Genomic DNA, 24,379 nt, shown 5'->3' with positions numbered 1-24,379 from the left:
ATTCTTTACCCTGGATATCCAAAAGCCTTGATTCGTCTGCTGAAATTTTTCGGTTGGTCCATCGTCGCCGTTTTCTGCGGACTGCTCCTGGGTCTGAGCGGCGCTTTTCTTTACCTTAGCCCCGGATTGCCATCCGTGGAGGCGCTGAGAAGTATTCAGTTGCAGATTCCTTTGCGGGTGTACAGCAGCGACAACAAGTTGATCGCAGAATTTGGCGAAATGCGCCGCACGCCAATCCGTTTCGCCGACATTCCCCCCAATTTCATTAATGCGTTACTAAGTGCTGAAGACGACAATTTCGCCAACCACTACGGCGTCGATCCCAGCAGCCTGATGCGTGCCGCCACCCAGCTGGTTAAGAGCGGACATATTCAGTCCGGCGGCAGCACCATCACCATGCAGGTAGCGAAGAACTTCTTCCTGACCAGCGAACGCAGCTTCTCGCGCAAAACAACCGAAATCCTCCTGGCCCTGCAGATCGAACGGCAGTTGACCAAGGACGAGATCCTCGAGCTGTACGTCAACAAGATCTATCTGGGCAACCGCGCCTACGGCATCGAAGCAGCGGCGCAGGTTTATTACGGCAAGTCGATTCGTGACGTGAGCCTGGCGCAGATGGCGATGATCGCCGGCCTGCCAAAAGCCCCGTCGCGCTTCAACCCGCTGGCCAACCCGACCCGCAGCAAAGAGCGTCGCGACTGGATCCTGGGGCGCATGTATAAGCTCGGCAAAATCACCGAAGCCGACTACACCACTGCCATCAATGAGCCGCTGAACGCCAGCTATCATGTGCCGACTCCGGAAGTGAACGCGCCATACGTCGCCGAAATGGCCCGTGCCGAAATGGTCGGCCGCTATGGCAGCGATGCGTATACCGAAGGTTTCCGTGTCACCACCACGGTGCCGAGCAATTTGCAGGAGATGGCCAACACCGCGGTTCATGAAGGCTTGATGACCTACGACCAACGGCACGGTTATCGCGGCCCCGAGTCACGCCTGCCGGGTAAAACCCGAGAGGCCTGGACTCAGGAGTTGACCAAACAGCGAATCATCAGCGGCCTGGAACCGGCGATCGTGACCCAGGTCGACAAGAACGGCGTGCAGGTGTTGACCCGCACGGGTACCGGCGAAGAGCACGTCGCCTGGGAAACCATGAAGTGGGCTCGTCCGTTCCTGAACACCAACAGCATGGGCGCCAATCCGAAGCAGCCGTCGGATGTCGCACAGGTCGGTGATCTGATTCGCGTGCAGCGTCAGCCAGACGGTTCGCTCAAATTCAGCCAGATTCCGCAGGCTCAAGGCGCGCTGGTTTCCCTCGACCCGCAGAACGGTGCCATTCGTTCGCTGGTCGGCGGTTTCGCCTTCGAGCAAAGCAACTACAACCGCGCCATGCAGGCCAAGCGTCAGCCGGGTTCGAGCTTCAAGCCATTCGTCTACAGCGCCGCCCTGGACAACGGCTATACCGCCGCCAGCCTGGTGAACGACGCACCGATCGTGTTCGTCGACGAGTACCTGGACAAAGTCTGGCGGCCGAAGAACGACACCAACACCTTCCTCGGCCCGATCCGCATGCGTGAAGCGCTCTACAAGTCGCGCAACCTGGTGTCGATCCGCCTGCTGCAAGCGCTGGGTGTCGACCGCACCATCGACTACATCAGCAAGTTCGGCTTCAACAAGCAGGACCTGCCGCGCAACCTGTCCCTGGCCCTGGGTACCGCAACCCTGACGCCAATGGAAATCGCCACCGGCTGGGCCACCTTCGCCAATGGCGGCTACAAGATCACCCCGTACATCATCGACAAGATCGAAAGCCGCAACGGCGACACGCTATTTGTCGCCAACCCGCCGAGCGTTCCGAAAGGCGCCGTAGCCAGCGATGGCATCGCCATGCCGGCCTCCGACACCTTCACGGTCAACGCTACCCCAGGCGAAGCACCGAGCGCCCAGCCAATGCCACAAACGCCGGCCGTGGCCGAGCGCATCATCGATGGGCGCACTACTTACATCCTCAACAGCATGCTTGAGGATGTGATCAAACTCGGCACCGGCCGCCGTGCGCTGGCGTTGGGTCGCAGCGACATCGCGGGCAAGACCGGTACCACCAACGAATCCAAGGACGCCTGGTTCTCCGGCTACAACGCCGATTACGTGACCACCGTCTGGACCGGCTTCGACCAACCGGAAAGCCTGGGCAAACGCGAGTTCGGCGGCACCGTTGCCTTGCCGATCTGGATGAACTACATGGCGGCGGCCCTCAAAGACAAACCGCCCCACACCCAAGCGGAACCCGAAGGCATTCTCAGCCTGCGCGTCGACCCGATCAGCGGCCGCGCGGCCACCCCAAGCACGCCAGGCGCCTACTTCGAACTGTTCAAGGCCGAAGACACACCACCGTCGGTGAATGAGCTGAGCAACGGCAATATGCCGGGCAGCCCGCTGCCAGCCGATGAGGCAGCGCCAATCGATTTGTTCTGATCGGATAGCGCAACGCAAAGCCCCGCCTTCGGAAGAAGAGCGGGGCTTTTTTTGGCCTGCCGATCGTTCCCACGCTCTGCGTGGGAATGCAGCCCGGGACGCTCCGCGTCCCTTTCCAGAGCTGGAACGCGGAGCGTCCCTTGAGGCATTCCCACGCAGAGCGTGGGAACGATCAAACTCCCAGATACAAAAAAGCCCCGACTCAGAATGAGCCGGGGCTTTTGGTTGATGCGCTACAACGGCTTAGCCGTTGAACACGTCATCCACGCTTTTCAGCGGGTAGTTCTTCGGATACGGCAGGGTCGCCACACCGGTCTCGATGGCGGCTTTGGCCACGGCATCGGAGATCAGGGTGATCAGACGGGCATCCATTGGTTTCGGAATGATGTACTCACGACCGAATTCCAGTTTGATGCCGCCGTAGGCGTCGCACACTTCCTGAGGTACTGGCAGCTTGGCCAGTTCACGCAGGGCGTTGGCGGCAGCCACTTTCATTTCTTCGTTGATGCGCTTGGCGCGAACGTCCAGGGCACCACGGAAGATGAACGGGAAGCCCAGTACGTTGTTGACCTGGTTCGGGTAGTCCGAACGGCCGGTGGCCATGATCACGTCGTTACGGGTGGCGTGAGCCAGTTCCGGGGAGATTTCCGGATCCGGGTTCGAGCACGCGAACACGATCGGGTTGGCCGCCATGGATTTCAGGCCTTCAGCACTCAGCAGGTTCGGGCCGGACAGACCAACGAACACATCAGCACCTTTCAGCGCGTCAGCCAGGGTGCGCTTTTCGGTCGCGTGAGCGAACACAGCCTTGTACTGGTTCAGGTCGTCACGGCCGGAGTGGATCACGCCGGTACGGTCGACCATGTAGATGTTTTCGATGTTGGCGCCCATGCTCACCAGCAATTTCATGCAGGAGATGGCGGCAGCACCGGCGCCCAGGCAGACGATCTTGGCGTCAGCCAGGGTTTTGCCAGCGATTTCCAGGGCGTTGATCATGCCGGCCGCAGTAACGATTGCGGTGCCGTGCTGGTCATCATGGAATACCGGAATGTCGCACTGCTCGATCAGAGCGCGTTCGATCTCAAAGCACTCAGGTGCCTTGATGTCTTCCAGGTTGATGCCGCCGAAGGTAATGGAGATACGCTTGACGGTGTCGATGAAGGCTTGCGGGCTTTCGGAGTCGACTTCGATGTCAAACACGTCGATGCCGGCGAAGCGCTTGAACAGCACGCCTTTACCTTCCATAACTGGCTTGGAAGCCAATGGGCCAAGGTTACCCAGGCCGAGAATCGCGGTGCCATCGGAAATGACTGCAACCAGGTTGCCCTTGCCGGTGTATTTGTAGGCCAGTTCAGGATCGCGGGCGATTTCGCGTACTGGTTCGGCTACGCCGGGGCTGTAGGCCAGCGACAGATCGCGGGCGGTAGCGGTGGCCTTGGTGAGCTCGACACTCAGCTTCCCTGGACGGGGATGGGCGTGATATTCGAGAGCGGCAGTTTTCAGATCAGACATAGGGGCATTCCGCTTTTTACTGTTGGACAGACGGACCGCCGAGGATACTCGCCTCGCAAAGTCCTCACAAGACTGACCAGTCACCCCTGTCAAGCGCCCGGCCCTACGACTTTGGGCCAAGAGCCACGGAACACAAGGGATAGACTGTTCACAATTGAAAGAAAAAATGTCTACAATTTTTTCTTACGGCGCCGCCTGCAACATCGCCGGATCGGTCAGCGGCAGAAGCCAGCGCGCCTGCCCCGGTTGCAACCCACCGCGGCGCGAACGATCCACCACCCAGCCACGAGCCTCGATTTGCTTGCCTTTGAGCTTTTCAAGCGATGCGACATCGAATTGGTCCAGTAGATTGGGTGCAACCCGCAATACAACCGAATCCTGCAACTCGATCCAAACCCCGCCGCGATTGCGCTGAACCTTGCTCACACGACCACTGAGCATGGCGAAACCGGACGCGCTGATCTGCTCCGCTTTCAATACAGGTGATTGTCGCCACAGCCCGAGACCAGCCCGACGAGCACTGCGTTCGGCCGCTTGCTGGCAGGCAACCAAATCGACGTTCGGTGCCACCGCCACCTGAAAACCGAGGCCCTCGGCGAGCATCTGCGCTTCGAGGTTGGCCCCATCGACACTGTAGACATGAGCCAGGGTACGGCCGTAATGGTCCCTGCTTTCTTTACCCGGCAACAAACCGACTCGCCCATCGCTGGCAGCCACCAGCGCTTCAAGGCGTTTGCGCGCGGCCACGGCAAACGGTTCGTCGGAGCGACCCTGTTTGCCCAGCTCCGGCGTATTCAAACCGATCATGCGCACACTGCGGCCATCGCTCAGACGCAAGGTGTCGCCATCCACCACCCGTTGCACCGCGACCGGCGTCAGCCCGCTCGGCGCCGGGCAGAAGGCCTGAGCACCGGAAAGCCAAATCGCGGACACAAAAAAGGCGCCCGCGAGGGACGCCTTTTTCATCAGCAAGGAAAAGCCCATCGGGCCTTTCAACCTTACTCTGCAGCAGCAGGAGCTTTCTTGCCGAAAGCGCCGAAACGGTCTGCGAAGCGCTGTACACGACCGCCAGTATCCAGAGTCTTCTGCTTACCGGTGTAGAACGGGTGGCACTCGTTGCATACGTCGATCGCCAGAGGCTTGGCCAGGTTCGAACGAGTTTCGAACTTGTTGCCACAGCTGCAGGTAACTGCGGTGATTTCGTATGTTGGATGGATATCGGCTTTCATGATGTATTCCTCAGGCTAGCGTGCCGCCACTCAACACCATTGTTGAATACCGCACGTAATTAGGCCGCGGATTCTACCAGACCTTTGCAATCACGCAAGCTGTCCCTTACACCGACCGTCTGCTAGGCTCCCGGCCCAAAGCGCCGTCCCTGTGGGAGCGAGCCTGCTCGCGAAAGCGGTGTGTCAGACGGCATGAATACTGACTGACATTCCCTTTTCGCGAGCAGGCTCGCTCCCACAGGGTCATGGCCCTGCTGTTTATTTTCCGTTGATCGAGATCCCCCCGCGTGCCCAACGCCATTCTGCGCCTCGCCCTGCCTTCGCCTCTGCGCCGCCTGTTCGATTATCGTGCCCCGGCCGGTATCTTGCGTGCCCAGTTGCACCCTGGCATGCGCTTGCGGGTGCCGTTCGGACGGCGGGAGATGATCGGGATTCTGGTGGAGGTCACCGACACCAGCGAAGTGCCGGCAGACAAACTCAAGCCGGCCCTGGCACTGCTCGACGCCACGCCGCCCCTGCCGCCAGCGCTGTTCAAGCTGTGCCTATGGACTTCACAGTATTACCAGCACAGCCTCGGCGATACCTTGAGCTGGGCACTGCCGGTACTGTTGCGACAAGGCGAACTGGCCGAAGCACGCCAGGAACGCTTCTGGTCCGCCGCGCCCGGCGCCAGCCTTGATGACCCGCGCATCGCTCGTGCTCCGCGTCAGCGCGAAGCTCTGGCGACCCTGACTCAGCATCCCCACGGCGTCGCTCATCAGCTGCTGAGCAAACTGATGCTGAGCAAGGACAGCCTCGATCTGTTGCTGGCCAAGGATCTGGTGCAAGTCGAAATCCGCAAGCACGCCCCCGGCGCCCGCCACGAACACTGGCTGGCACAACCGGAATTGCCGCTCAACCCGGAGCAGCGCGCCGCTTACGAAGCGATTCGCGCCGGGTTCGACAGTTATCACGCGTTCCTGCTGGCCGGCGTCACCGGCAGTGGCAAGACCGAAGTCTATTTGCAGCTGATCCGCGAAACCCTCGAGGCCGGCAAGCAAGCCCTGGTGCTGATCCCGGAGATCAACCTCGGCCCGCAAACCCTGGCGCGCTTCGAGCAGCGCTTCAATGCGCGCATCGCGCTGATCCACTCCGCAGTCAATGACCGCGAACGCCTGGAAGCCTGGCTGGCGGCGCGGGATGGCGAGGCCGACATTATTATCGGTACCCGTTCGGCACTGTTCACGCCGATGAAAAACCCTGGCCTGATCATTATCGATGAAGAGCACGACGGCTCTTATAAACAGCAGGAAGGCCTGCGCTACCACGCCCGCGACCTGGCACTGGTCCGCGCCCGGCAGGAAAACATCCCGATTGTCCTCGGATCCGCCACACCTTCGCTGGAAAGCCTGCAAAATGCCTACACCGGACGTTACGGCCTCCTACGCCTGAATGAGCGGGCCGGTGGCGCCAAGCAACCGCGTTTCCTGCGCCTGGACGTGAAAAGTCGCCCGCTGGACAGCGGCATTTCCGGGCCGATGCAGCAAGCCATCGGTCAGACCCTGGCCGCCGGCCAGCAGGTGCTGGTGTTCCTCAACCGCCGAGGGTTCGCCCCGACGCTGCTTTGCCATGACTGCGGCTGGATGTCTGAATGCCAGCGCTGCGACGCGCGAATGACCGTACACCAGCGCTCCGGCGAACTGCGTTGCCACCATTGTGGCTACGTCGAACGAGTGCCCCGGCATTGCCCGAAGTGCGGCAAGGTCGATTTGCGGCCTGTGGGCGCCGGTACCGAGCGCGCCGAAGAACGCCTGGGGATTCTGTTTCCGGACGTCCCGGTGCTGCGGGTCGACCGCGACAGCACTTCACGCAAAGACGCGATGAATCAACTGTTCGCCACCATTCAAAAAGGCCAGCCGTGCATTCTGGTCGGCACACAGATGCTTGCCAAAGGGCACCACTTTCCACGGGTGACCCTGGTGTCGATTCTGGATGCCGACGGCGGGCTGTTCTCCGGCGATTTCCGCGCCAGCGAACGCATGGCGCAGTTGATCGTCCAGGTCGCCGGGCGCGCGGGGCGGGCCGAAGAACCGGGCAAAGTGATTATCCAGACGCACTTGGCGGACCATCCGCTGTTGGTGCAACTGACCGAACAGGGCTATTTCGCCTTTGCCGAACAGGCGTTGAGCGAACGCCGCTCCGCCGGTCTGCCGCCGTTTGCGCATCTCGCGCTGCTGCGGGCCGAAGCGCATAAACCGGGGCAGGCCGAAGGCTTCCTCGATGAAGCGTGCAGCGAGGCCGAGCGTTTGCTGGCCGAGCAGAATCTGACCGGTATCGAGTTGCTGGGGCCAGTGCCGGCGCCAATGGAGCGCCGAGCCGGAAGATATCGTGCACAGTTGTTGCTGCAAGCCACGGCTCGGGCGCCGCTGCATCGATTGCTGAGCAGTTGGTTGTTGGTTTTGGAGCAGATGCCGAGTGGGCGGGCGGTGCGTTGGTCCTTGGATGTCGATCCGGTCGATTTGTATTGATTTCAAAATCGCCATCGCGAGCAGGCTCGCTCCCACAGTGGGTCTGTGGTGTTCATTGGTTTTGTGATTGACGCCTATCCCCTGTGGGAGCGAGCCTGCTCGCGATGGGGCCCGATTTGTCACCACATATCCATAACCTGCCCGCTATAGTTGGCAAGCCCGTCTTCGCAACGGATAATGCCCAGTTTTTCCACCAGCGCATCGAAGCGCCGCCGCGCTAGCGGTCGAAAGAGAAGACCATGAAAGACACCATTCGCCAGCTGATCCAACAAGCCATCACCCAACTCGTCAACGAAGGTGTGTTGCCTGAAGGCCTGTCGCCGGCGATCCAGGTGGAAAACTCCCGCGACAAGAAAAACGGCGACTTCGCCAGCAACATCGCCATGATGCTGGCCAAGCCTGCGGGCATGAAGCCCCGTGACCTGGCCGAGAAAATCATCGCCGCGCTGCCGGCTGACGAGAACGTCTCCAAAGCCGAAATCGCCGGTCCTGGCTTCCTGAACTTCTTCCAGAACACTCAAGCCCTGGCGACCCGCCTGGACGCGGCGCTGGCCGACGACCACATCGGCGTGCGCAAGGCCGGCCCGGTGCAGCGCACCGTGGTCGACCTGTCGGCCCCGAACCTGGCCAAAGAAATGCACGTCGGCCACTTGCGTTCGACCATCATCGGCGACGGCGTGGCTCGGGTTCTGGAATTCCTCGGCGACGAAGTGATCCGCCAGAACCACGTTGGCGACTGGGGCACCCAGTTCGGCATGCTGATGGCGTACCTGCAGGAAAACCCGATCACCAGTGATGAGCTGTCGGACCTGGAAAACTTCTACCGCGCCGCCAAGCAGCGCTTCGACGAGTCCGAAGAATTCGCTGATCGCGCCCGTGGCCTGGTGGTCAAGCTGCAAGCCGGCGACCCGGATTGCCTGGCGCTGTGGACCAAGTTCAAAGACATCTCGTTGTCGCACTGCCAGAAAATCTACGAATTGCTGAACGTCAAACTGACCATGGCCGACGTAATGGGCGAAAGCGCCTACAACGACGACCTGATCAACGTGGTCAACGACCTCAAGGCCGCCGGCCTGCTGGTCGAGAGCAACGGCGCTCAATGCGTATTCCTCGACGAATTCAAGAACGCCGACGGCGACCCGCTGCCGGTGATCATCGTCAAGGCTGACGGCGGCTACCTCTACGCCACCACCGACCTGGCCGCCGTGCGCTACCGTAGCGGCAAGCTCAAGGCCGATCGCGCGCTGTACTTCGTCGACCAGCGCCAGGCCCTGCACTTCCAGCAAGTGTTCCAGGTAGCGCGCCTGGCCGGCTTCGTGACGCACCCGATGGAAATGGAACACATGGGCTTCGGCACCATGAACGGCGCCGACGGCCGTCCGTTCAAGACCCGTGATGGCGGCACCGTGAAGTTGATCGACCTGCTGACCGAAGCCCAGGAACGCGCCTACACCCTGGTGAAGGAGAAGAACCCGGAACTGGCCGAAGACGAGTTGCGCAACATCGCCAAGGTCGTGGGCATCGGCGCCGTGAAATATGCCGACCTGTCCAAGCACCGCACCAGCGACTACAGCTTCAACTTCGACCTGATGCTGAACTTCGAAGGCAACACCGCGCCATACCTGCTGTACGCCTACACCCGGGTGGCCGGGGTGTTCCGCAAGCTCGGCAAGGACTTCAGCGAAGTCGAAGGTAAAATCAGTCTCGAAGCAACCCACGAACATGAGCTGGCCGCGAAACTGGCGCAGTTCGGCGAAATACTGAACAACGTGTCCGACAAAGGCACGCCGCACATCCTCTGCACCTACCTGTACGATGTCGCCGGCCTGTTCTCCAGCTTCTACGAGAACTGCCCGATCCTCGGCGCCGACACCCCGGCGCAAATGCAGAGCCGCCTGCGCCTCGCCGCGCTGACCGGCCGCACTCTCAAGCAAGGCCTGGAACTCTTGGGTCTGGAAACTCTGGAGCGTATGTAAGTTGGCTGCCAAGAAAAAACCTGCACCCAAGCGTGGCGCCAGCCGTTACCAAGCTCCTGCAAAGCAACCGATCCCGGGCTGGCTGTGGATGGCCATCGGCCTGACGGTCGGTGCGTTCATTGTGTTCCTGATGAAGCTGGAGCCGGGCAAGGGCAGCGATACCGTCAAGCGCGAGAAGATCGAGCAGCAGAAAGCCACCAAGATCGCCGAGGCCAACAAGACTCCGCCGAGCCCGACGCAACCGGTGAAGCCGAAGTACGACTTCTACACTTTGCTGCCGGAATCGGAAGTCATCGTGCCGCCAGACGCGGTGCCGGAGAAAACCCTGCCGACGCCACAAGTACCGGCCATTCCGACCACGCCGGTGACGCCAGAGCAAGCGGCGAAGATCGACACGGCCCGGGCTCAAGCGGCATTGGCCGGCATCACCCCGCCGCCAGCGCCACCCGTGGCGAAAGCTGCACCGGTGACCAAGTTCTTCCTGCAGGCCGGCTCGTTCCGCAAGGAAGCCGATGCCGACAAGGTGCGTGCGCAGATCATTCTGCTGGGTCAGGCTGTGGCGGTTGAATCCGGCACCGTGAAAGACGAGACCTGGTATCGGGTGCTGGTTGGCCCATTCAGTAATCGCGAACAGCTAACCACGGCCCAGAAACAACTGGCCGGCAGCGGCTTTAGCAACCTGTTGTTACAACAACGTCAGAGTCGCTGACCCTCTGCCACCGCAGCTCCCGCAGGAGACACGAATCCTGTAGGAGCTGCCGCAGGCTGCGATCTTTTCAAGGTTTGCAGGGTGTTCCGTCTTACCCATCATCAAGAGCAAGATCAAAAGATCGCAGCCTTCGGCAGCTCCTACGCGCCTCGCACCGCTCGTCCCCCGCCGCGTCCTACAGTTGAAAAACGCTCCACCACCCCCATATGAGTTGGCATAAGGCATTTTCGCCCCGCTGCGTGGAGACTCTCCCTTGACCACCATCGTTTCAGTTCGCCGCCACGGCAAAGTCGTCATGGGCGGCGACGGCCAGGTTTCGCTCGGTAATACCGTGATGAAAGGCAACGCGAAGAAAGTTCGCCGCCTCTACCACGGCCAGGTTATCGCCGGTTTTGCCGGGGCCACCGCTGACGCCTTCACCCTCTTCGAGCGTTTCGAAGGCCAGCTCGAGAAACATCAGGGCCACCTGGTTCGCGCCGCCGTCGAACTCGCCAAAGAATGGCGCACCGACCGCTCCCTGAGCCGCCTCGAAGCCATGCTCGCGGTCGCCAACAAAGATGCCTCCCTGATCATCACCGGCAACGGTGACGTGGTTGAGCCCGAAGAAGGCCTGATCGCCATGGGTTCCGGCGGCGGTTACGCCCAGGCTGCCGCGAGTGCCCTGTTGAAGAAAACCGATTTGTCGGCGCGGGAAATCGTCGAAACAGCGCTCGGCATCGCCGGCGACATCTGCGTATTCACCAACCACACCTTCACCATCGAGGAGCAGGACCTCGCTGAGTAAGCCTGTTTTGGCCTAGCGCCACGGCTCACTTTTGCTTGAGGACCGCCAATTATTATGCCCATGACCCCCCGTGAAATCGTCCACGAACTCAATCGCCATATCATCGGCCAGGACGATGCCAAACGCGCCGTCGCCATCGCCTTGCGCAACCGCTGGCGCCGGATGCAGCTGCCCGAAGAGCTGCGCGTCGAAGTCACTCCCAAGAACATCCTGATGATCGGCCCCACCGGTGTCGGTAAAACCGAGATCGCCCGTCGCCTGGCCAAACTCGCCAACGCGCCGTTCATCAAAGTCGAAGCGACCAAATTCACCGAAGTGGGCTACGTTGGCCGCGACGTCGAATCGATCATTCGTGATCTGGCCGACGCCGCGATCAAGCTGCTGCGCGAACAGGAAATGACCAAGGTTCGCCACCGCGCCGAAGACGCCGCCGAAGAACGCATCCTCGACGCCCTGCTGCCACCTGCACGCATGGGCTTCAGCAACGAGGACTCCGCACCGTCCCAGGATTCCAACACCCGTCAGCTGTTCCGCAAACGCCTGCGTGAAGGTCAGCTGGATGACAAGGAGATCGAAATCGAAGTGGCCGAAGTGGCCGGCGTCGATATCTCCGCGCCACCGGGCATGGAAGAAATGACCAACCAGTTGCAGAGCCTGTTCGCCAACATGGGCAAGGGCAAGCGCAAAAACCGCAAGCTCAAGGTCAAGGAAGCGCTGAAACTGGTGCGCGACGAAGAAGCCGGTCGCCTCGTCAACGAAGAAGAATTGAAGGCCAAGGCTCTGGAAGCCGTCGAGCAGCACGGCATCGTGTTCATCGACGAAATCGACAAGGTTGCCAAGCGCGGCAATTCCGGTGGCATCGACGTGTCCCGCGAAGGCGTACAGCGTGACTTGCTGCCGCTGATCGAAGGCTGCACCGTCAACACCAAACTGGGCATGGTCAAGACTGACCACATCCTGTTCATCGCTTCCGGTGCGTTCCACCTGAGCAAGCCGAGCGATCTGGTGCCGGAGCTGCAAGGTCGCCTGCCGATTCGGGTCGAACTCAAGGCCCTGAGCCCGGAAGATTTCGAGCGCATCCTCAGCGAACCGCATGCATCGCTCACCGAGCAATATTGTGCACTGCTGAAAACCGAAGGCCTGCTCATCGAATTCCTCCCGGACGGCATCAAGCGTCTCGCCGAGATCGCCTGGCAGGTCAACGAGAAAACCGAAAACATCGGTGCCCGTCGCCTGCATACCCTGCTCGAGCGCCTGCTCGAAGAGGTATCGTTCAGCGCCGGCGATCTGGCCAGCACTCACGAGGACAAGCCGATCCTGATCGATGCCGATTACGTCAACAGCCACTTGGGCGAATTGGCGCAGAACGAAGACCTGTCCCGTTATATCCTGTAGGTCACCTACTCTCCTGTGAGAACGTAACACCTGTAGGAGCTGCCGCAGGCTGCGATCTTTTCCGGCTGACGCCGAAGATCAGAAGATCGCAGCCTTCGGCAGCTCCTACACAACGTTCCACATAGACGGACGACCTGCCATGACCCAACTCCCCACCGACATCAAACTCCACAAAGCCTCGAAAACCCTGTCGCTCAAATACGCGTCCGGCGAGGAATATCACCTGCCCGCCGAGTTTCTTCGCGTGCACTCTCCTTCCGCCGAAGTCCAGGGCCATGGCAAACCCATCCTGCAATTTGGCAAGATCGGCGTCGGCCTGAGCAAGGTCGAACCGGCCGGCCAGTACGCACTGAAATTGACCTTCGACGACGGCCACGACAGCGGCCTGTTCACTTGGGAGTATCTGTACCAGCTGGCAGTGCGCCAAGAAGATCTTTGGAACGATTATCTTGCGGAACTCAAAGCGGCTGGAAAGACCCGCGATCCGAATGAGTCGGTCGTCAAGCTGATGCTCTAATACAGGCCTCTGGCTGTTTAGAGGGCATTTTCTAATTCCATCTGTTTGAATGCTCCGCTGCGGTGTCAACGATTGGCCCGCTTGCGAAAAAAATTAAACTCGGGTAACCAATGGAGCTGGCAAGTTCCGTGCATTTGTAGCTATTCGCAATTAACGGTCACCCGAGCAGTAGTACCTGGCGTTTGCTGTGTGACTACACAGCTGGGCTCAGGTACTCGTCTCAGGACAATGGAGCGTCGTAGATGAGTAACAAGCTTAACGATGACTTGAAATTTCAGGCTTCGGAAAATACCTTGGGGCTGAATCCTGTTGTTGGACTACGTAGAAAGGATCTCTTGGGCTCTGCCCGAATGGTGCTGACCCAGGCCATCAGGCAACCCATCCACAGTGCCAGGCATGTCGCTCATTTCGGCATCGAACTGAAGAACGTACTGTTTGGAAAATCCGAGCTTCAACCGCAAAGTGATGACCGTCGCTTCCTTGATCCGGCCTGGAGTCAGAACCCGCTCTATAAACGTTATTTGCAAACCTATCTGGCGTGGCGCAAAGAGCTTCACGCGTGGATCGATGACAGCAATCTTTCGCCCAAGGACGTCGCTCGCGGGCATTTCGTGATTAACCTCATGACCGAAGCCATGGCCCCGACCAACACGGCGGCCAATCCGGCGGCGGTCAAACGCTTCTTCGAAACCGGTGGCAAGAGCCTGCTCGACGGTCTCTCCCACCTGGCCAAGGATCTGGTGCACAACGGCGGTATGCCGAGCCAGGTCAATATGGGCGCGTTCGAAGTCGGCAAGAGCCTGGGCGTGACCGAAGGCGCAGTGGTGTTTCGCAACGATGTGCTGGAGTTGATCCAGTACCGACCGATCACCGAGCAGGTGCATGAACGCCCGCTGCTGGTGGTGCCGCCACAGATCAACAAGTTTTATGTTTTCGACCTGAGCCCGGACAAGAGTCTGGCGCGCTTCTGCCTGCGCAACAATGTGCAGACGTTCATCGTCAGCTGGCGTAACCCGACCAAGGAGCAGCGCGAGTGGGGTCTGTCGACCTACATCGAAGCGCTCAAGGAAGCGGTCGATGTGGTCACCGCAATCACCGGCAGCAAAGACGTGAACATGCTTGGCGCCTGCTCCGGCGGCATCACCTGCACCGCCCTGCTGGGTCACTACGCAGCGATCGGCGAGAAGAAGGTCAACGCCCTCACCCTGTTGGTCAGCGTGCTGGACACCACCCTGGACAGCGATGTGGCCCTGTTCGTCGACGAGCAGACCCTCGAAGCCGCCAAGCGCCATTCCTACCAGGCCGGCGTGTTGGAAGGTCGCGACATGGCGAAAGTTTTCGCCTGGATGCGCCCCAACGACCTGATCTGGAACTACTGGGTCAACAACTATCTGCTGGGTAATGAGCCGCCGGTTTTCGACATCCTGTTCTGGAACAACGACACCACCCGGTTGCCGGCAGCGTTCCATGGCGACCTGATCGAGATGTTCAAAAACAACCCACTGATCCGCCCCGATGCCCTGGAAGTGTGCGGCACAGCGATCGACCTCAAGCAGGTGACCGCCGACATCTTTTCCCTGGCCGGCACCAACGATCACATCACTCCGTGGAAGTCCTGCTACAAATCCGCGCAGCTGTTCGGTGGCAAGGTCGAGTTCGTGCTGTCCAGCAGCGGGCATATCCAGAGCATTCTGAACCCTCCGGGCAATCCGAAAGCGCGCTATATGACCAGCACCGACATGCCGGTCAAGGCCGAAGAATGGATGGAAAACTCCACCAAGCACACCGACTCCTGGTGGTTGCATTGGCAGGCGTGGCAGGCCGAGCGTTCGGGAAAACTGAAGAAATCCCCCGCCAACCTTGGCAACAAGGCCTATCCAGCGGGTGAGGCTTCGCCGGGTACCTACGTGCATGAACGTTGAGCCTCAAATAACACGCAGTCCGCGGCACTGGGAGGTGCCGCGATCTCTATCGATTACTCTCGAGGCCAGCCTCGAACATTCTGCGACGGCCCGGGACGGCTCGACCAGCGTTTAAAACCTACAGGGCTTCGTGCATGCCGCAACCGTTCGTCTTTCGTACCGTCAACCTGGATGGCCAGACCCTCCGCACTGCGGTACGCCCCGGCAAGCCTCACTTGACGCCCTTGCTGATTTTCAACGGCATCGGCGCCAACCTGGAGCTGATATTCCCGTTCGTCCAGGCTCTGGATCCGGACCTGGAAGTCATTGCCTTCGACGTGCCCGGTGTCGGCGGCTCATCGACTCCCAATCGACCCTATCGCTTCTCGGGCCTGGCAAAACTCACGGCGCGAATGCTCGATTATCTCGATTACGGGCAAGTCAACGTGATTGGCGTTTCGTGGGGCGGCGCTCTGGCGCAGCAGTTCGCCCATGACTATCCCGAGCGCTGCAAGAAGCTGGTGCTGGCGGCCACGGCGGCTGGCACCGTGATGGTTCCGGGCAAGCCTAAAGTGCTGATGATGATGGCCAGCCCGCGACGCTATATCCAGCCCTCCCATGTGATCCGCATTGCACCGATGATCTACGGCGGCTCGTTCCGTCGCGATCCGACCCTGGCAGCCAGTCACGCCGCCAGGGTTCGCTCGGCAGGCAAGCTCGGTTACTACTGGCAACTGTTCGCCGGCCTCGGCTGGACCAGCATTCACTGGCTGCACAAAATCCACCAACCGACCCTGGTACTGGCCGGCGACGACGACCCACTGATCCCGCTGATCAACATGCGCATGCTGGCTTGGCGAATTCCCAACGCCCAACTGCACATTATCGACGACGGCCATCTGTTCTTGATTACCCGCGCCGAAGCGGTGGCACCGATCATCATGAAGTTTCTCGAGGAAGAACGTCAGCGCGCAGTAATGCATCCGCATCCGGCGCCATCGGGCGGTTAACCGACCCCGACTTTTGTTTATGAAAAGGAGTCGGCAGGAGGCCGTGCCGCGCAACAACCCGCAACAACGTCTATGGTGTTTTGTTCGGGTGTGTTTGTTTTTGGCCTGATGACGAAGGAGTGTTAACTCATGCGCGACAAACCAGCGAAGGGCTCTTTGCCCACTCCCGCTGCATTCATCAATGCTCAGAGTGCGGTTACCGGTCTGCGCGGCCGGGACCTGCTTTCGACCTTGCGCAGCCTGGCCACCCACGGCCTGCGCAACCCGGTGTATACGGCCCGGCATGCCTTGAAGCTGGGCGGCCAGTTGGGCCGCGTATTGTTGGGTGAAACCCTGCATCCGACCAACCCGCAAGACAGTCGCTTTGCCGACCCGACGTGGAGCCTCAATCCCTTTTATCGCCGCAGTCTGCAGGCCTATCTGAGCTGGCAGAAAGAAGTCAAAAGCTGGATCGACGAAAGCAACATGAGCCCGGACGATCGTGCCCGCGCCCACTTTGCCTTTGCCTTGATCAATGACGCCGTGGCGCCGTCCAACACCCTGCTCAATCCGCTGGCGATCAAAGAGTTTTTCAACTCCGGCGGCAGCAGTCTGGTGCGGGGTATCGGCCATCTGGTCGACGACGTCCTGCACAACAACGGCCTGCCAAGACAAGTCACCAAACAAGCATTCGAGGTGGGCAAAACGGTTGCCACCACTACCGGCTCGGTGGTGTTTCGCAATGAGCTGCTGGAGCTGATCCAGTACAAGCCGATGAGCGAAAAGCAGTATTCCAAGCCATTGCTGATCGTGCCGCCACAGATCAACAAGTACTACATTTTCGATTTGAGCCCCAACAACAGCTTCGTTCAGTTCGCCCTTAAAAACGGTTTGCAGACCTTCGTTATCAGCTGGCGCAATCCCGATGTGCGTCATCGCGAATGGGGGTTGTCGTCTTACGTCGAAGCCACTGAAGAAGCGATGAATGTGTGCCGGGCAATCACCGGCGCGCGCGAGGTCAACTTGATGGGGGCCTGTGCCGGTGGGCTGACCATTGCCGCATTGCAAGGGCATTTGCAGGCCAAGCGACAGCTACGACGAGTATCCAGCGCGACCTACCTGGTCAGCATGCTCGACAGTCAGATAGACAGCCCGGCCACCCTCTTCGCCGACGAACAAACGCTGGAAGCGGCCAAGCGCCGCTCGTATCAGAAGGGCGTTCTGGAAGGTAGCGACATGGCCAGGGTGTTTGCCTGGATGCGTCCCAACGATTTGATCTGGAATTACTTCGTCAATAACTACCTGATGGGCAAGGAGCCGCCGGCGTTCGACATCCTCTACTGGAACAATGACAACACGCGTCTGCCGGCAGCATTTCATGGTGATCTGCTGGACTTCTTCAAGCACAACCCGCTGAGTCATCCTGGCGGGCTGGAAGTGTGCGGCACGCCGATCGACCTGCAGAAAGTCACCGTCGACAGCTTCAGCGTGGCAGGCATGAATGATCACATCACCCCGTGGGATGCGGTGTATCGCTCGACATTACTGCTGGGGGGCGAGCGGCGCTTCGTGCTGTCCAACAGCGGTCATGTACAGAGCATTCTCAACCCGCCGAACAATCCGAAAGCCAACTACGTCGAGAATCCGAAACTGAGCAGCGACCCGCGGGCCTGGTATTACGACGCCAAACGCGTCGACGGTAGTTGGTGGACGCAATGGCTGGACTGGATTCAGGAACGCTCCGGCGCACAACACGAAACCCGGATGGCCCTCGGTAACCAGAACTATCCACCGATGGAGGCGGCACCCGGTACTTACGTGCGCGTGCGCTGACGTTTAACGAACCACGGCCACCAATGGCCGTGGCATGACTCGACCATTAAGAAGACTGGATGAAAACCCGCGACCGGATTCTCGAATGTGCCCTGCAGTTGTTCAATCAGAAGGGCGAACCGAATGTGTCCACCATGGAAGTGGCCAACGAAATGGGCATCAGCCCGGGTAACCTCTACTACCATTTCCACGGCAAGGAACCGCTGATCCTCGGGCTGTTCGAGCGCTTCCAGGCCGAGTTGACGCCCTTGCTCGACCCACCGTCCGATGTGGAATTGGCGCCTGAAGATTACTGGCTGTTCCTGCACCTGATCATCGAACGCCTGGCCCATTACCGGTTTCTGTTCCAGGACCTGTCGAACCTTGCCGGCCGCCTGCCGAAACTGGCCAAGGGGATACGCAACCTGCTCAATGCGTTGAAGCGCACACTGGCTTCATTGCTGGCGCAATTGAAAGCTCAAGGTCAGTTGGTCAGTGACACCCAGGCGCTGGGGCAACTGGTGGAACAAATCACCATGACGTTGCTGTTCTCACTGGACTATCAGCGAATTCTCGACCGTGAAGGTGAAGTGCGACTGGTGGTGTATCAGATCATGATGCTGGTGGCGCCGCACTTGCTGCCGCCTGTCAAGGTTGCGACCGAGCGGTTGGCGTTGCAGTACCTCGAAGAGCATTAAGATCAAAAGATCGCAGCCTTCGGCAGCTCCTACAGGGAATTGCATACACCGGTAGGAGCTGCCGAAGGCTGCGATCTTTTTTCGACAGACGAGCCAAATCTTGAATCTTCAAAACAAAAACGCCCGACCTTCGCAGGCCGGGCGTTTTTTTAGTCCTGAAATCAGGACTGACTGGTTGGCGTCGATGGAGCCGGCGCAGCAGTCGGGGTTACAGCAGGTGTCGGAGCAGTGGCGGAATTCGCCGTGCTGACCGGGGTTACCGGTGGCTTGGCGGCAGCCACTACTGGTTTCGGTGCAGCCGCTTTCGGGGCGGCCGGTTTTTTCACTGCAGGCTTCTTGGCTGCTGGCTTTTTCGCAGCGGCGGGTTTGGCTGCTGCGGTTTTAGCTGCAGGTTTGGCCGCCGGTTTAGCGGCTGGTTTTGCGGCCGCTTTGGCTGCAGGTTTCGCCGCGGCAGTTTTGGTTGCCGGTTTAGCGGCAGCCTTGGCCAATGGTTTGGCTACGCTTTTGGCCGCTGGTTTGGCCGCCGCGGTTTTCGCCGCAACAGGCGCAACCTTGGCACCGGTGAGTTTTTCGATTTGCTTGGTCAGGGTATCGACCTTGCTGTGCAGTGCCTTGACCTCATTGCGGCTCGGTACACCCAGGCGCGAAATGGCGCTGTTCAGACGCTTGTCGAAAGCCCCTTCCAGCTCATCCCATTTGCCCAGTGCACGATCTTTCACGCCGCTGATGCGCGACTTGGCCGACGAAGCGGAGTCCTTGGCGGCATCGACTTTCTTGCCGACAGCGCTCTTGGTGAGCTTCTCGGCTTTCTCGCCGTCCTTAACCAATGTATCGAAGAGCTTGCTGCCGTCAGTGTCGATCTTCGAGTACACGCCTAAACCAGCCAGCCAGATCTTGCGGGAGTAGTCTTCGACCTTCCCGATCCACGAGCTGCCTTCTTTTTCAGTATTCTTTTTACCAGCCATCCCGTTCTCCTTAAGATTTACGCGCGACACGTTCGAGCAATGCCGTCAGCTCATCGAGCTTAGCAGAGAGTGTCTCAACGTCATGTTTAGACGGAATGCCGATACGATTCAAGGCACTTGCGATACGTGTATCGAAAGCCCTTTCGACTTTGTCGAGTTGAAGTTCGACTTTGCCTTTGAAAGTGCTCACTTCACTCTTGGCTTCATCGATCTCGGCATTGGCCGCTTCAAGTTTTTCAGTGACTACTTTTTTGCCTTTCTTTTCAACAGCTTGACCAGCCTTGATCAGCTCTTGAACGTACTCGCTACCCTCTTGGCCGACCTTGGTGTAAGCACCCAGGCCAGCGAGCCAGATCTTGCGGGCATACGATTTGACGTCGCCCAGAGCGTTAGTTTCAACGTCGACTTTTTTCTTCAAAATAACTTTGGCCATGGTGCACCTCACGCGCAGAAGGGTCGAGGAACTGCCCGCAGAGAGTCGGGCTCAGGCACAAAGTAGTGAGAATAATTAGAAACGGCACCCTAACAAGTGACATGAATCGGTGGTGCCCTTTTGGAAAAGATCGCAGCCTCGTTTCACTCGACAGCTCCTACAGAGGATGGCGGTGCTCACCTGTAGGAGCTGTCGAGTGAAACGAGGCTGCGATCTTTTCGGCATCAAGCCAACGCTTTATCGAGCGCCCTTTCAATTTCCGATTTGATCGTGCCGCTCATGGCAGACATCAACAGGCCCAGTTCGACATCGACCTTGATCGAGTCCTCGCCCACATACACCGCCCCTTTTACGCCCGAGCGTCTGAGGTTCAGAGTGTCACCAGACCACTGCGGCTCCAGGCCATATTGTTCGGACAGTTTCTGCGCCAACTTGTCGGCCTTCTCGCGGGCCGCTTCCTTACCCAGGCCGTGGGCACGCTCAACACTAATACGGGCCATCGAATGACTCCTGCTTTATCGTGACTTGCTCAAGACATCTTGACCCTGCATGCGTCAAAACGTCCCGGTAGTTGCCTATCTTACCTTCAGCCTTGCCAAGACAAAGCAGGCCACCGGGATTAGAATGTCCCGCATTCTCTTTTGGTGACAGCGATATGACTGATCAGCGCAAAGGCAGCGATGCCGAACCCACCACTCACTTCGGCTTCAAAAACGTTCCGGAAAGCCAGAAAGCGGAAAAAGTCGCTGAGGTTTTCCACTCGGTAGCCGCCAAGTACGACCTGATGAACGACCTCCTGTCGGGCGGCATGCACCGCCTGTGGAAGCGCTTCGCAATCGAACTGTCGGGCGTGCGCACCGGTAACCGCGTGCTGGACATCGCCGGCGGCACCGGCGACCTGACCAAAAAGTTTTCGCACCTCGTTGGCCCGACGGGCCAGGTCGTTCTGGCCGACATCAACGAATCCATGCTCAAGGTCGGTCGTGACCGCCTGCTGGATCTGGGTGTGTCCGGCAATGTCAAATTCGTCCAGGCCGACGCTGAAAAGCTGCCGTTCCCGGACAACCATTTCGATTGCGTGACCATCGCCTTCGGCCTGCGCAACGTGACGCATAAAGAAGACGCCCTGCGCTCGATGTTGCGCGTGCTGAAACCGGGCGGCCGTTTGCTGGTGCTGGAATTCTCCAAACCGACCAACGCGCTGATGTCCAAAGCCTACGACGCCTACTCGTTCGCCTTCATGCCGCTGATGGGCAAGCTGATCACCAACGACTCGGAAAGCTATCGCTACCTGGCCGAATCGATCCGCATGCACCCGAATCAGGAAACCCTGAAGTCGATGATGGTCGAGGCCGGTTTCGATCGCGTGACCTATCACAACATGACCGCAGGCATCGTCGCCCTGCACCGCGGCATCAAGCCCTGATGCTGCTGGCCGGCCTGCTTGCCAGCGTTGAGCTCGGCCTGAACCGGGTGCTGCGTCTCGACAGCACGGCGCTACCGCGGCTGGCGCATTTGAGTGGCAAGGTGATTGCCGTCGACTGCCGCAGCCCGGCGTTGCAAGTGTTCATCCTGCCCAGCGATGAAGGCCTGATGCTCGCCTCCCAATGGGAAACCGGTGCCGACTGTACCTTGCGCGCACCGGCCTCAAGCCTGCTGAAACTGGCGACGAGCAAGGACAAGACTTCGGTTCTGCATGCGCCAGAAGTCGAACTCGACGGCGACAGCGGCGTGCTGCTGGAACTGGCGGCGATCCTTCAGGACCTCGAACTGGACTGGGAGTACGAACTCTCGCGCTGGCTGGGACCTGTGGCCACGCAACTGGTCGGCGGTCACCTGCGCAGTCGCGCACGCTGGTATCAACAAGGGTTCGCCAGCCTGAATCAGAACCTGGGTGAATACCTGGCCGAAGAATCGCGCGCGCTCGTCGGTCAGCGCGAAGCTGACGCCCGTTTTAATGAACTGGACCAGATCAAGCTCGATCTGGAACGTCTCGAGGCGCGTTTCGAGCGTCTTTTCCGATCCCTCGACCCAAGCGATAACGCATGAAGCTGCTTGCCGTCCGCCGTTTGTTGCGCATCCAGCGCGTTGTGATTCGCTACCGCCTCGATGACCTGCTGTTCGCCCTGCCATTGCCCTGGTTTCTGCTGGCGCTGCGCTATGCCTTGCCGTGGCGCTGGTTTCCGCGCAAAACGCTGGACCTGAGCCGTGGCGCGCGACTGCGCCTGGCGTTGCAGGACCTGGGGCCGATTTTCATCAAGTTCGGCCAGATCCTGTCCACGCGCCGCGACCTGCTGCCCGAAGACATCGCCGATGAACTGATGAAGCTGCAGGACCGCGTGCCGCCGTTCGACTCGCAAGTGTCGATCCGGCTGATCGAAGAGCAGCTCGGCAAAAAAATCAGTGAAGTCTTCAGCCGCTTCGACGTCGAACCGCTGGCCTCGGCTTCGGTGGCGCAAGTGCATGCCGCGCAGCTGAAAACCGGCGAAGAAGTCGTCGTCAAAGTGATCCGCCCGGGGCTGAAACCGATCATTGCGCAGGACCTGGCGTGGCTGTTCATTCTTGCCCGTGCGGCGGAAAAGCTCTCGGCCGACGCTCGCTTGCTGCACCCTGTAGACGTGGTCAGCGACTACGAAAAAACCATCTACGACGAACTCGACCTGCTGCGCGAGGCGGCTAATGCCAGCCAGCTGAAGCGCAATTTCGAAGGTTCGCCTCTGCTCTATGTGCCGCAAGTCTATTGGGACTGGTGCCGGCCGAAAGTGCTGGTGATGGAGCGCATCTACGGGATTCAGGTCACCGACCTCGCGACCCTGGCCGACCAGCGCACCGACATGAAAATGCTCGCCGAGCGGGGCGTGGAGATTTTCTTCACCCAGGTGTTCCGCGACAGCTTCTTCCACGCCGACATGCACCCCGGCAACATCTTCGTCAGCACCGTGCAACCGTGGAGCCCGCAGTACATTGCGATCGACTGCGGCATCGTCGGCAGCCTGACCCCGGAAGACCAGGACTATCTGGCGCGCAACCTGTTCGCGTTCTTCAAGCGTGATTACCGGCGTGTCGCGCAGTTACACATCGATTCGGGCTGGGTGCCAGCGGAAACCAAACTCAACGAATTCGAAGCAGCGATCCGTACCGTGTGCGAGCCGATCTTCGAAAAACCATTAAAAGATATTTCCTTCGGTCAGGTGCTGATGCGCCTGTTCCAGACCGCTCGACGTTTCAACATGGAAGTGCAGCCGCAGTTGGTCTTGCTGCAAAAAACCCTGTTGAACATCGAAGGCCTGGGCCGACAGTTGTACCCGGACCTCGACCTGTGGAACACCGCCCAGCCGTTCCTCGAACGCTGGATGCGCGAGCGCGTCAGCCCCAAAGCCTTGATCGGCAACGTGCAGAGCCAGTTCGAGCAGATCCCGCACCTGGCCAACATGGCCCGCGACCTGCTCGAGCGCATGTCCCAGCCCCACGCCAACGACCCGCCTCCCCCTTGGCACAAACGCAAGGATGACTGGCTCCTGCGGTTGCTCGGCACCGCTCACCTGGCGGGTGGCACGATACTCGCCGCCGGTGGCCCGTTGAACGAACTGGGGCACTGGCCCGCCGGAATCATGGTGGCGGTCGGCTTGTATCTGGTCGTTCGCCGATAGCCAGTTGGATGATCGGCTGGCACACTGTTTGAACGCTGAATTTGAACATTGGCCTCAACTATTGAAGTAGAGCCCGCGTCGGAGTCGAAGATGAAAAACTGGCTGGACGAGATCAAGTGGGACGCCGATGGCCTGGTGCCGGCGATTGCCCAGGATCACAAGACCGGACGCGTCCTGATGATGGCCTGGATGAACCGCGAAGCACTGGAATTGACCGCTGCCGAGAACCGTGCCATTTACTGGTCACGTTCCCGTGGCAAGCTGTGGCGCAAGGGCGAAGAGTCCGGCCACGTGCAAACCCTGCATGAGATGCGCCTGGACTGTGACGCTGACGTGATCATCCTGATGGTTGAGCAGATCGGCGACATCGCCTGCCATACAGGCCGTCAGAGCTGCTTCTATCGCGTCTTCGAAAACGGCGACTGGAAAACCGTCGACCCGGTGCTGAAAGACCCGCACGCTATCTACTGCGCAGGACACAAACATGAGTGACACTTTGACCCGTCTGGCTCAAGTACTGGAAGAGCGCAAAGGCGCCGCCGCCGACAGCTCGTATGTCGCCAGCCTGTACCACAAGGGTTTGAACAAGATTCTGGAAAAAGTCGGCGAAGAGTCGGTCGAAACCATCATTGCCGCCAAGGATGCCGCCATCAGCGGTGACTGCAGCGATGTGATCTACGAGACCGCCGATTTGTGGTTCCACAGCATGGTCATGCTCGCCCAACTGGGGCAGCATCCACAGGCTGTGCTCGATGAACTGGACCGTCGCTTTGGTCTGTCCGGACACGCCGAGAAAGCCTCTCGCCCGTCCGCCTGAACAACTATTA

22 protein-coding genes are annotated in these 24,379 nt (G+C 59.6%); 16 read left to right on the top strand and 6 right to left on the bottom strand.

The window, feature by feature from the left end:
- Nucleotides 1-30: 30 nt before the first annotated feature.
- Nucleotides 31-2,475: a penicillin-binding protein 1A gene (locus tag ACZ89R_RS20320; protein WP_429547832.1), complete on the top strand. Its 2,445-nt coding sequence runs from the start codon at nucleotides 31-33 to the stop codon at nucleotides 2,473-2,475.
- Between the two features lie 243 nt (nucleotides 2,476-2,718).
- On the opposite strand, the gene ACZ89R_RS20315 is transcribed toward ACZ89R_RS20320, so the two are convergent.
- The 3 genes from ACZ89R_RS20315 to rpmE all read right to left on the bottom strand — a co-directional run bounded on the left by ACZ89R_RS20315 (nucleotide 2,719) and on the right by rpmE (nucleotide 5,216).
- Nucleotides 2,719-3,987: a malic enzyme-like NAD(P)-binding protein gene (locus ACZ89R_RS20315; RefSeq protein ID WP_429544783.1), complete on the bottom strand. Its 1,269-nt coding sequence runs from the start codon at nucleotides 3,985-3,987 to the stop codon at nucleotides 2,719-2,721.
- A gap of 183 nt (nucleotides 3,988-4,170) precedes the next feature.
- Nucleotides 4,171-4,971: a thermonuclease family protein gene (locus ACZ89R_RS20310; protein ID WP_429544784.1), complete on the bottom strand. Its 801-nt coding sequence runs from the start codon at nucleotides 4,969-4,971 to the stop codon at nucleotides 4,171-4,173.
- A 14-nt stretch (nucleotides 4,972-4,985) separates the two neighbouring features.
- Nucleotides 4,986-5,216, bottom strand: a complete 231-nt coding sequence (gene rpmE / locus ACZ89R_RS20305; protein WP_007899231.1) for a 50S ribosomal protein L31 — start codon at nucleotides 5,214-5,216, stop codon at nucleotides 4,986-4,988.
- Between the two features lie 287 nt (nucleotides 5,217-5,503).
- On the opposite strand from rpmE, the gene ACZ89R_RS20300 reads away from it, so the two are divergent.
- From ACZ89R_RS20300 to ACZ89R_RS20255, 10 genes are all read left to right on the top strand, one after another.
- A complete protein-coding gene (locus ACZ89R_RS20300) occupies nucleotides 5,504-7,723 on the top strand; it encodes a primosomal protein N' (protein WP_429544785.1) in 2,220 nt (739 codons plus the stop codon).
- Between the two features lie 239 nt (nucleotides 7,724-7,962).
- Nucleotides 7,963-9,699 (top strand): arginine--tRNA ligase, encoded by a 1,737-nt coding sequence (gene argS / locus ACZ89R_RS20295; protein ID WP_429544786.1) that lies wholly within the window; start codon nucleotides 7,963-7,965, stop codon nucleotides 9,697-9,699.
- Nucleotide 9,700: 1 nt separating this feature from the next.
- Nucleotides 9,701-10,408: an SPOR domain-containing protein gene (locus ACZ89R_RS20290; RefSeq protein ID WP_008009226.1), complete on the top strand. Its 708-nt coding sequence runs from the start codon at nucleotides 9,701-9,703 to the stop codon at nucleotides 10,406-10,408.
- 253 nt (nucleotides 10,409-10,661) lie between these two features.
- Nucleotides 10,662-11,192 (top strand): ATP-dependent protease subunit HslV, encoded by a 531-nt coding sequence (gene hslV / locus ACZ89R_RS20285; RefSeq protein ID WP_007899242.1) that lies wholly within the window; start codon nucleotides 10,662-10,664, stop codon nucleotides 11,190-11,192.
- Between the two features lie 54 nt (nucleotides 11,193-11,246).
- Nucleotides 11,247-12,587: an ATP-dependent protease ATPase subunit HslU gene (gene hslU, locus ACZ89R_RS20280; protein WP_429544787.1), complete on the top strand. Its 1,341-nt coding sequence runs from the start codon at nucleotides 11,247-11,249 to the stop codon at nucleotides 12,585-12,587.
- A gap of 139 nt (nucleotides 12,588-12,726) precedes the next feature.
- Nucleotides 12,727-13,104, top strand: a complete 378-nt coding sequence (locus ACZ89R_RS20275) for a gamma-butyrobetaine hydroxylase family protein (protein WP_008009230.1) — start codon at nucleotides 12,727-12,729, stop codon at nucleotides 13,102-13,104.
- A 242-nt stretch (nucleotides 13,105-13,346) separates the two neighbouring features.
- Entirely contained in the window at nucleotides 13,347-15,026 is a 1,680-nt protein-coding gene (gene phaC, locus ACZ89R_RS20270) for a class II poly(R)-hydroxyalkanoic acid synthase (protein WP_007899254.1), read from the top strand.
- Nucleotides 15,027-15,160: 134 nt separating this feature from the next.
- Nucleotides 15,161-16,015 (top strand): poly(3-hydroxyalkanoate) depolymerase, encoded by an 855-nt coding sequence (phaZ, locus tag ACZ89R_RS20265; RefSeq protein WP_008067658.1) that lies wholly within the window; start codon nucleotides 15,161-15,163, stop codon nucleotides 16,013-16,015.
- Nucleotides 16,016-16,144: 129 nt separating this feature from the next.
- Nucleotides 16,145-17,827 carry a class II poly(R)-hydroxyalkanoic acid synthase gene (phaC, locus tag ACZ89R_RS20260; protein WP_429544788.1) on the top strand — a complete coding sequence of 561 codons (1,683 nt, stop codon included), beginning with the start codon at nucleotides 16,145-16,147 and terminating at the stop codon, nucleotides 17,825-17,827.
- A 59-nt stretch (nucleotides 17,828-17,886) separates the two neighbouring features.
- Complete coding sequence (locus ACZ89R_RS20255) at nucleotides 17,887-18,504, top strand: TetR/AcrR family transcriptional regulator (RefSeq protein ID WP_123499966.1); 618 nt, start codon at nucleotides 17,887-17,889, stop codon at nucleotides 18,502-18,504.
- 161 nt (nucleotides 18,505-18,665) lie between these two features.
- On the opposite strand, the gene ACZ89R_RS20250 is transcribed toward ACZ89R_RS20255, so the two are convergent.
- The 3 genes from ACZ89R_RS20250 to ACZ89R_RS20240 form a co-directional block, all read right to left on the bottom strand.
- On the bottom strand, nucleotides 18,666-19,469 hold the full coding sequence (locus ACZ89R_RS20250; protein ID WP_218397016.1) for a phasin family protein: 804 nt from the start codon (nucleotides 19,467-19,469) through the stop codon (nucleotides 18,666-18,668).
- A 10-nt stretch (nucleotides 19,470-19,479) separates the two neighbouring features.
- The gene (locus ACZ89R_RS20245; protein ID WP_007899266.1) at nucleotides 19,480-19,902 is read right to left on the bottom strand and encodes a phasin family protein; all 423 of its coding nucleotides are present in this window, start codon (nucleotides 19,900-19,902) and stop codon (nucleotides 19,480-19,482) included.
- Between the two features lie 224 nt (nucleotides 19,903-20,126).
- Nucleotides 20,127-20,402: a polyhydroxyalkanoic acid system family protein gene (locus ACZ89R_RS20240; RefSeq protein WP_007899268.1), complete on the bottom strand. Its 276-nt coding sequence runs from the start codon at nucleotides 20,400-20,402 to the stop codon at nucleotides 20,127-20,129.
- A 155-nt stretch (nucleotides 20,403-20,557) separates the two neighbouring features.
- Between ACZ89R_RS20240 and ubiE the strand changes: the two genes are divergently transcribed.
- The 5 genes from ubiE (at nucleotide 20,558) to ACZ89R_RS20215 (ending at nucleotide 24,369) form a co-directional block, all read left to right on the top strand.
- Nucleotides 20,558-21,328, top strand: a complete 771-nt coding sequence (ubiE, locus tag ACZ89R_RS20235; RefSeq protein ID WP_429544789.1) for a bifunctional demethylmenaquinone methyltransferase/2-methoxy-6-polyprenyl-1,4-benzoquinol methylase UbiE — start codon at nucleotides 20,558-20,560, stop codon at nucleotides 21,326-21,328.
- Nucleotides 21,328-21,951, top strand: coding sequence for a ubiquinone biosynthesis accessory factor UbiJ (locus ACZ89R_RS20230; RefSeq protein ID WP_429544790.1), 624 nt, complete (start codon nucleotides 21,328-21,330; stop codon nucleotides 21,949-21,951). Before ubiE ends, ACZ89R_RS20230 begins: the two co-directional genes overlap by 1 nt.
- Nucleotides 21,948-23,552 carry a ubiquinone biosynthesis regulatory protein kinase UbiB gene (ubiB, locus tag ACZ89R_RS20225; protein ID WP_429544791.1) on the top strand — a complete coding sequence of 535 codons (1,605 nt, stop codon included), beginning with the start codon at nucleotides 21,948-21,950 and terminating at the stop codon, nucleotides 23,550-23,552. The genes ACZ89R_RS20230 and ubiB overlap by 4 nt, the downstream gene beginning before the upstream one ends.
- Before the next feature lie 90 nt (nucleotides 23,553-23,642).
- Nucleotides 23,643-24,044 (top strand): phosphoribosyl-AMP cyclohydrolase, encoded by a 402-nt coding sequence (gene hisI, locus ACZ89R_RS20220; RefSeq protein WP_123470722.1) that lies wholly within the window; start codon nucleotides 23,643-23,645, stop codon nucleotides 24,042-24,044.
- Entirely contained in the window at nucleotides 24,037-24,369 is a 333-nt protein-coding gene (locus ACZ89R_RS20215) for a phosphoribosyl-ATP diphosphatase (protein ID WP_007899279.1), read from the top strand. The genes hisI and ACZ89R_RS20215 overlap by 8 nt, the downstream gene beginning before the upstream one ends.
- Nucleotides 24,370-24,379: the final 10 nt, after the last annotated feature.

The organism is Pseudomonas sp. TE3728 (assembly GCF_056279145.1).
Note: the sequence above shows the minus strand (reverse complement) of the source record. Positions and strands in the feature narration are given on the sequence as shown.

What these genes read in the sequence shown, in the direction of transcription:
- ACZ89R_RS20230 (WP_429544790.1), top strand. Translation starts at nt 21,328, where the DNA reads ATGCTGCTGGCCGGCCTGCTTGCCAGCGTTGAGCTCGGCCTGAACCGG.
- argS (WP_429544786.1), top strand. Translation starts at nt 7,963, where the DNA reads ATGAAAGACACCATTCGCCAGCTGATCCAACAAGCCATCACCCAACTC.
- ubiE (WP_429544789.1), top strand. Translation starts at nt 20,558, where the DNA reads ATGACTGATCAGCGCAAAGGCAGCGATGCCGAACCCACCACTCACTTC.
- phaC (WP_429544788.1), top strand. Translation starts at nt 16,145, where the DNA reads ATGCGCGACAAACCAGCGAAGGGCTCTTTGCCCACTCCCGCTGCATTC.
- ACZ89R_RS20240 (WP_007899268.1), bottom strand. Translation starts at nt 20,402, where the DNA reads ATGGCCCGTATTAGTGTTGAGCGTGCCCACGGCCTGGGTAAGGAAGCG.
- ubiB (WP_429544791.1), top strand. Translation starts at nt 21,948, where the DNA reads ATGAAGCTGCTTGCCGTCCGCCGTTTGTTGCGCATCCAGCGCGTTGTG.
- rpmE (WP_007899231.1), bottom strand. Translation starts at nt 5,216, where the DNA reads ATGAAAGCCGATATCCATCCAACATACGAAATCACCGCAGTTACCTGC.
- ACZ89R_RS20315 (WP_429544783.1), bottom strand. Translation starts at nt 3,987, where the DNA reads ATGTCTGATCTGAAAACTGCCGCTCTCGAATATCACGCCCATCCCCGT.
- hisI (WP_123470722.1), top strand. Translation starts at nt 23,643, where the DNA reads ATGAAAAACTGGCTGGACGAGATCAAGTGGGACGCCGATGGCCTGGTG.
- ACZ89R_RS20215 (WP_007899279.1), top strand. Translation starts at nt 24,037, where the DNA reads ATGAGTGACACTTTGACCCGTCTGGCTCAAGTACTGGAAGAGCGCAAA.
- phaZ (WP_008067658.1), top strand. Translation starts at nt 15,161, where the DNA reads ATGCCGCAACCGTTCGTCTTTCGTACCGTCAACCTGGATGGCCAGACC.
- ACZ89R_RS20255 (WP_123499966.1), top strand. Translation starts at nt 17,887, where the DNA reads ATGAAAACCCGCGACCGGATTCTCGAATGTGCCCTGCAGTTGTTCAAT.
- hslU (WP_429544787.1), top strand. Translation starts at nt 11,247, where the DNA reads ATGCCCATGACCCCCCGTGAAATCGTCCACGAACTCAATCGCCATATC.
- ACZ89R_RS20250 (WP_218397016.1), bottom strand. Translation starts at nt 19,469, where the DNA reads ATGGCTGGTAAAAAGAATACTGAAAAAGAAGGCAGCTCGTGGATCGGG.
- ACZ89R_RS20310 (WP_429544784.1), bottom strand. Translation starts at nt 4,971, where the DNA reads ATGGGCTTTTCCTTGCTGATGAAAAAGGCGTCCCTCGCGGGCGCCTTT.
- phaC (WP_007899254.1), top strand. Translation starts at nt 13,347, where the DNA reads ATGAGTAACAAGCTTAACGATGACTTGAAATTTCAGGCTTCGGAAAAT.
- ACZ89R_RS20245 (WP_007899266.1), bottom strand. Translation starts at nt 19,902, where the DNA reads ATGGCCAAAGTTATTTTGAAGAAAAAAGTCGACGTTGAAACTAACGCT.
- ACZ89R_RS20275 (WP_008009230.1), top strand. Translation starts at nt 12,727, where the DNA reads ATGACCCAACTCCCCACCGACATCAAACTCCACAAAGCCTCGAAAACC.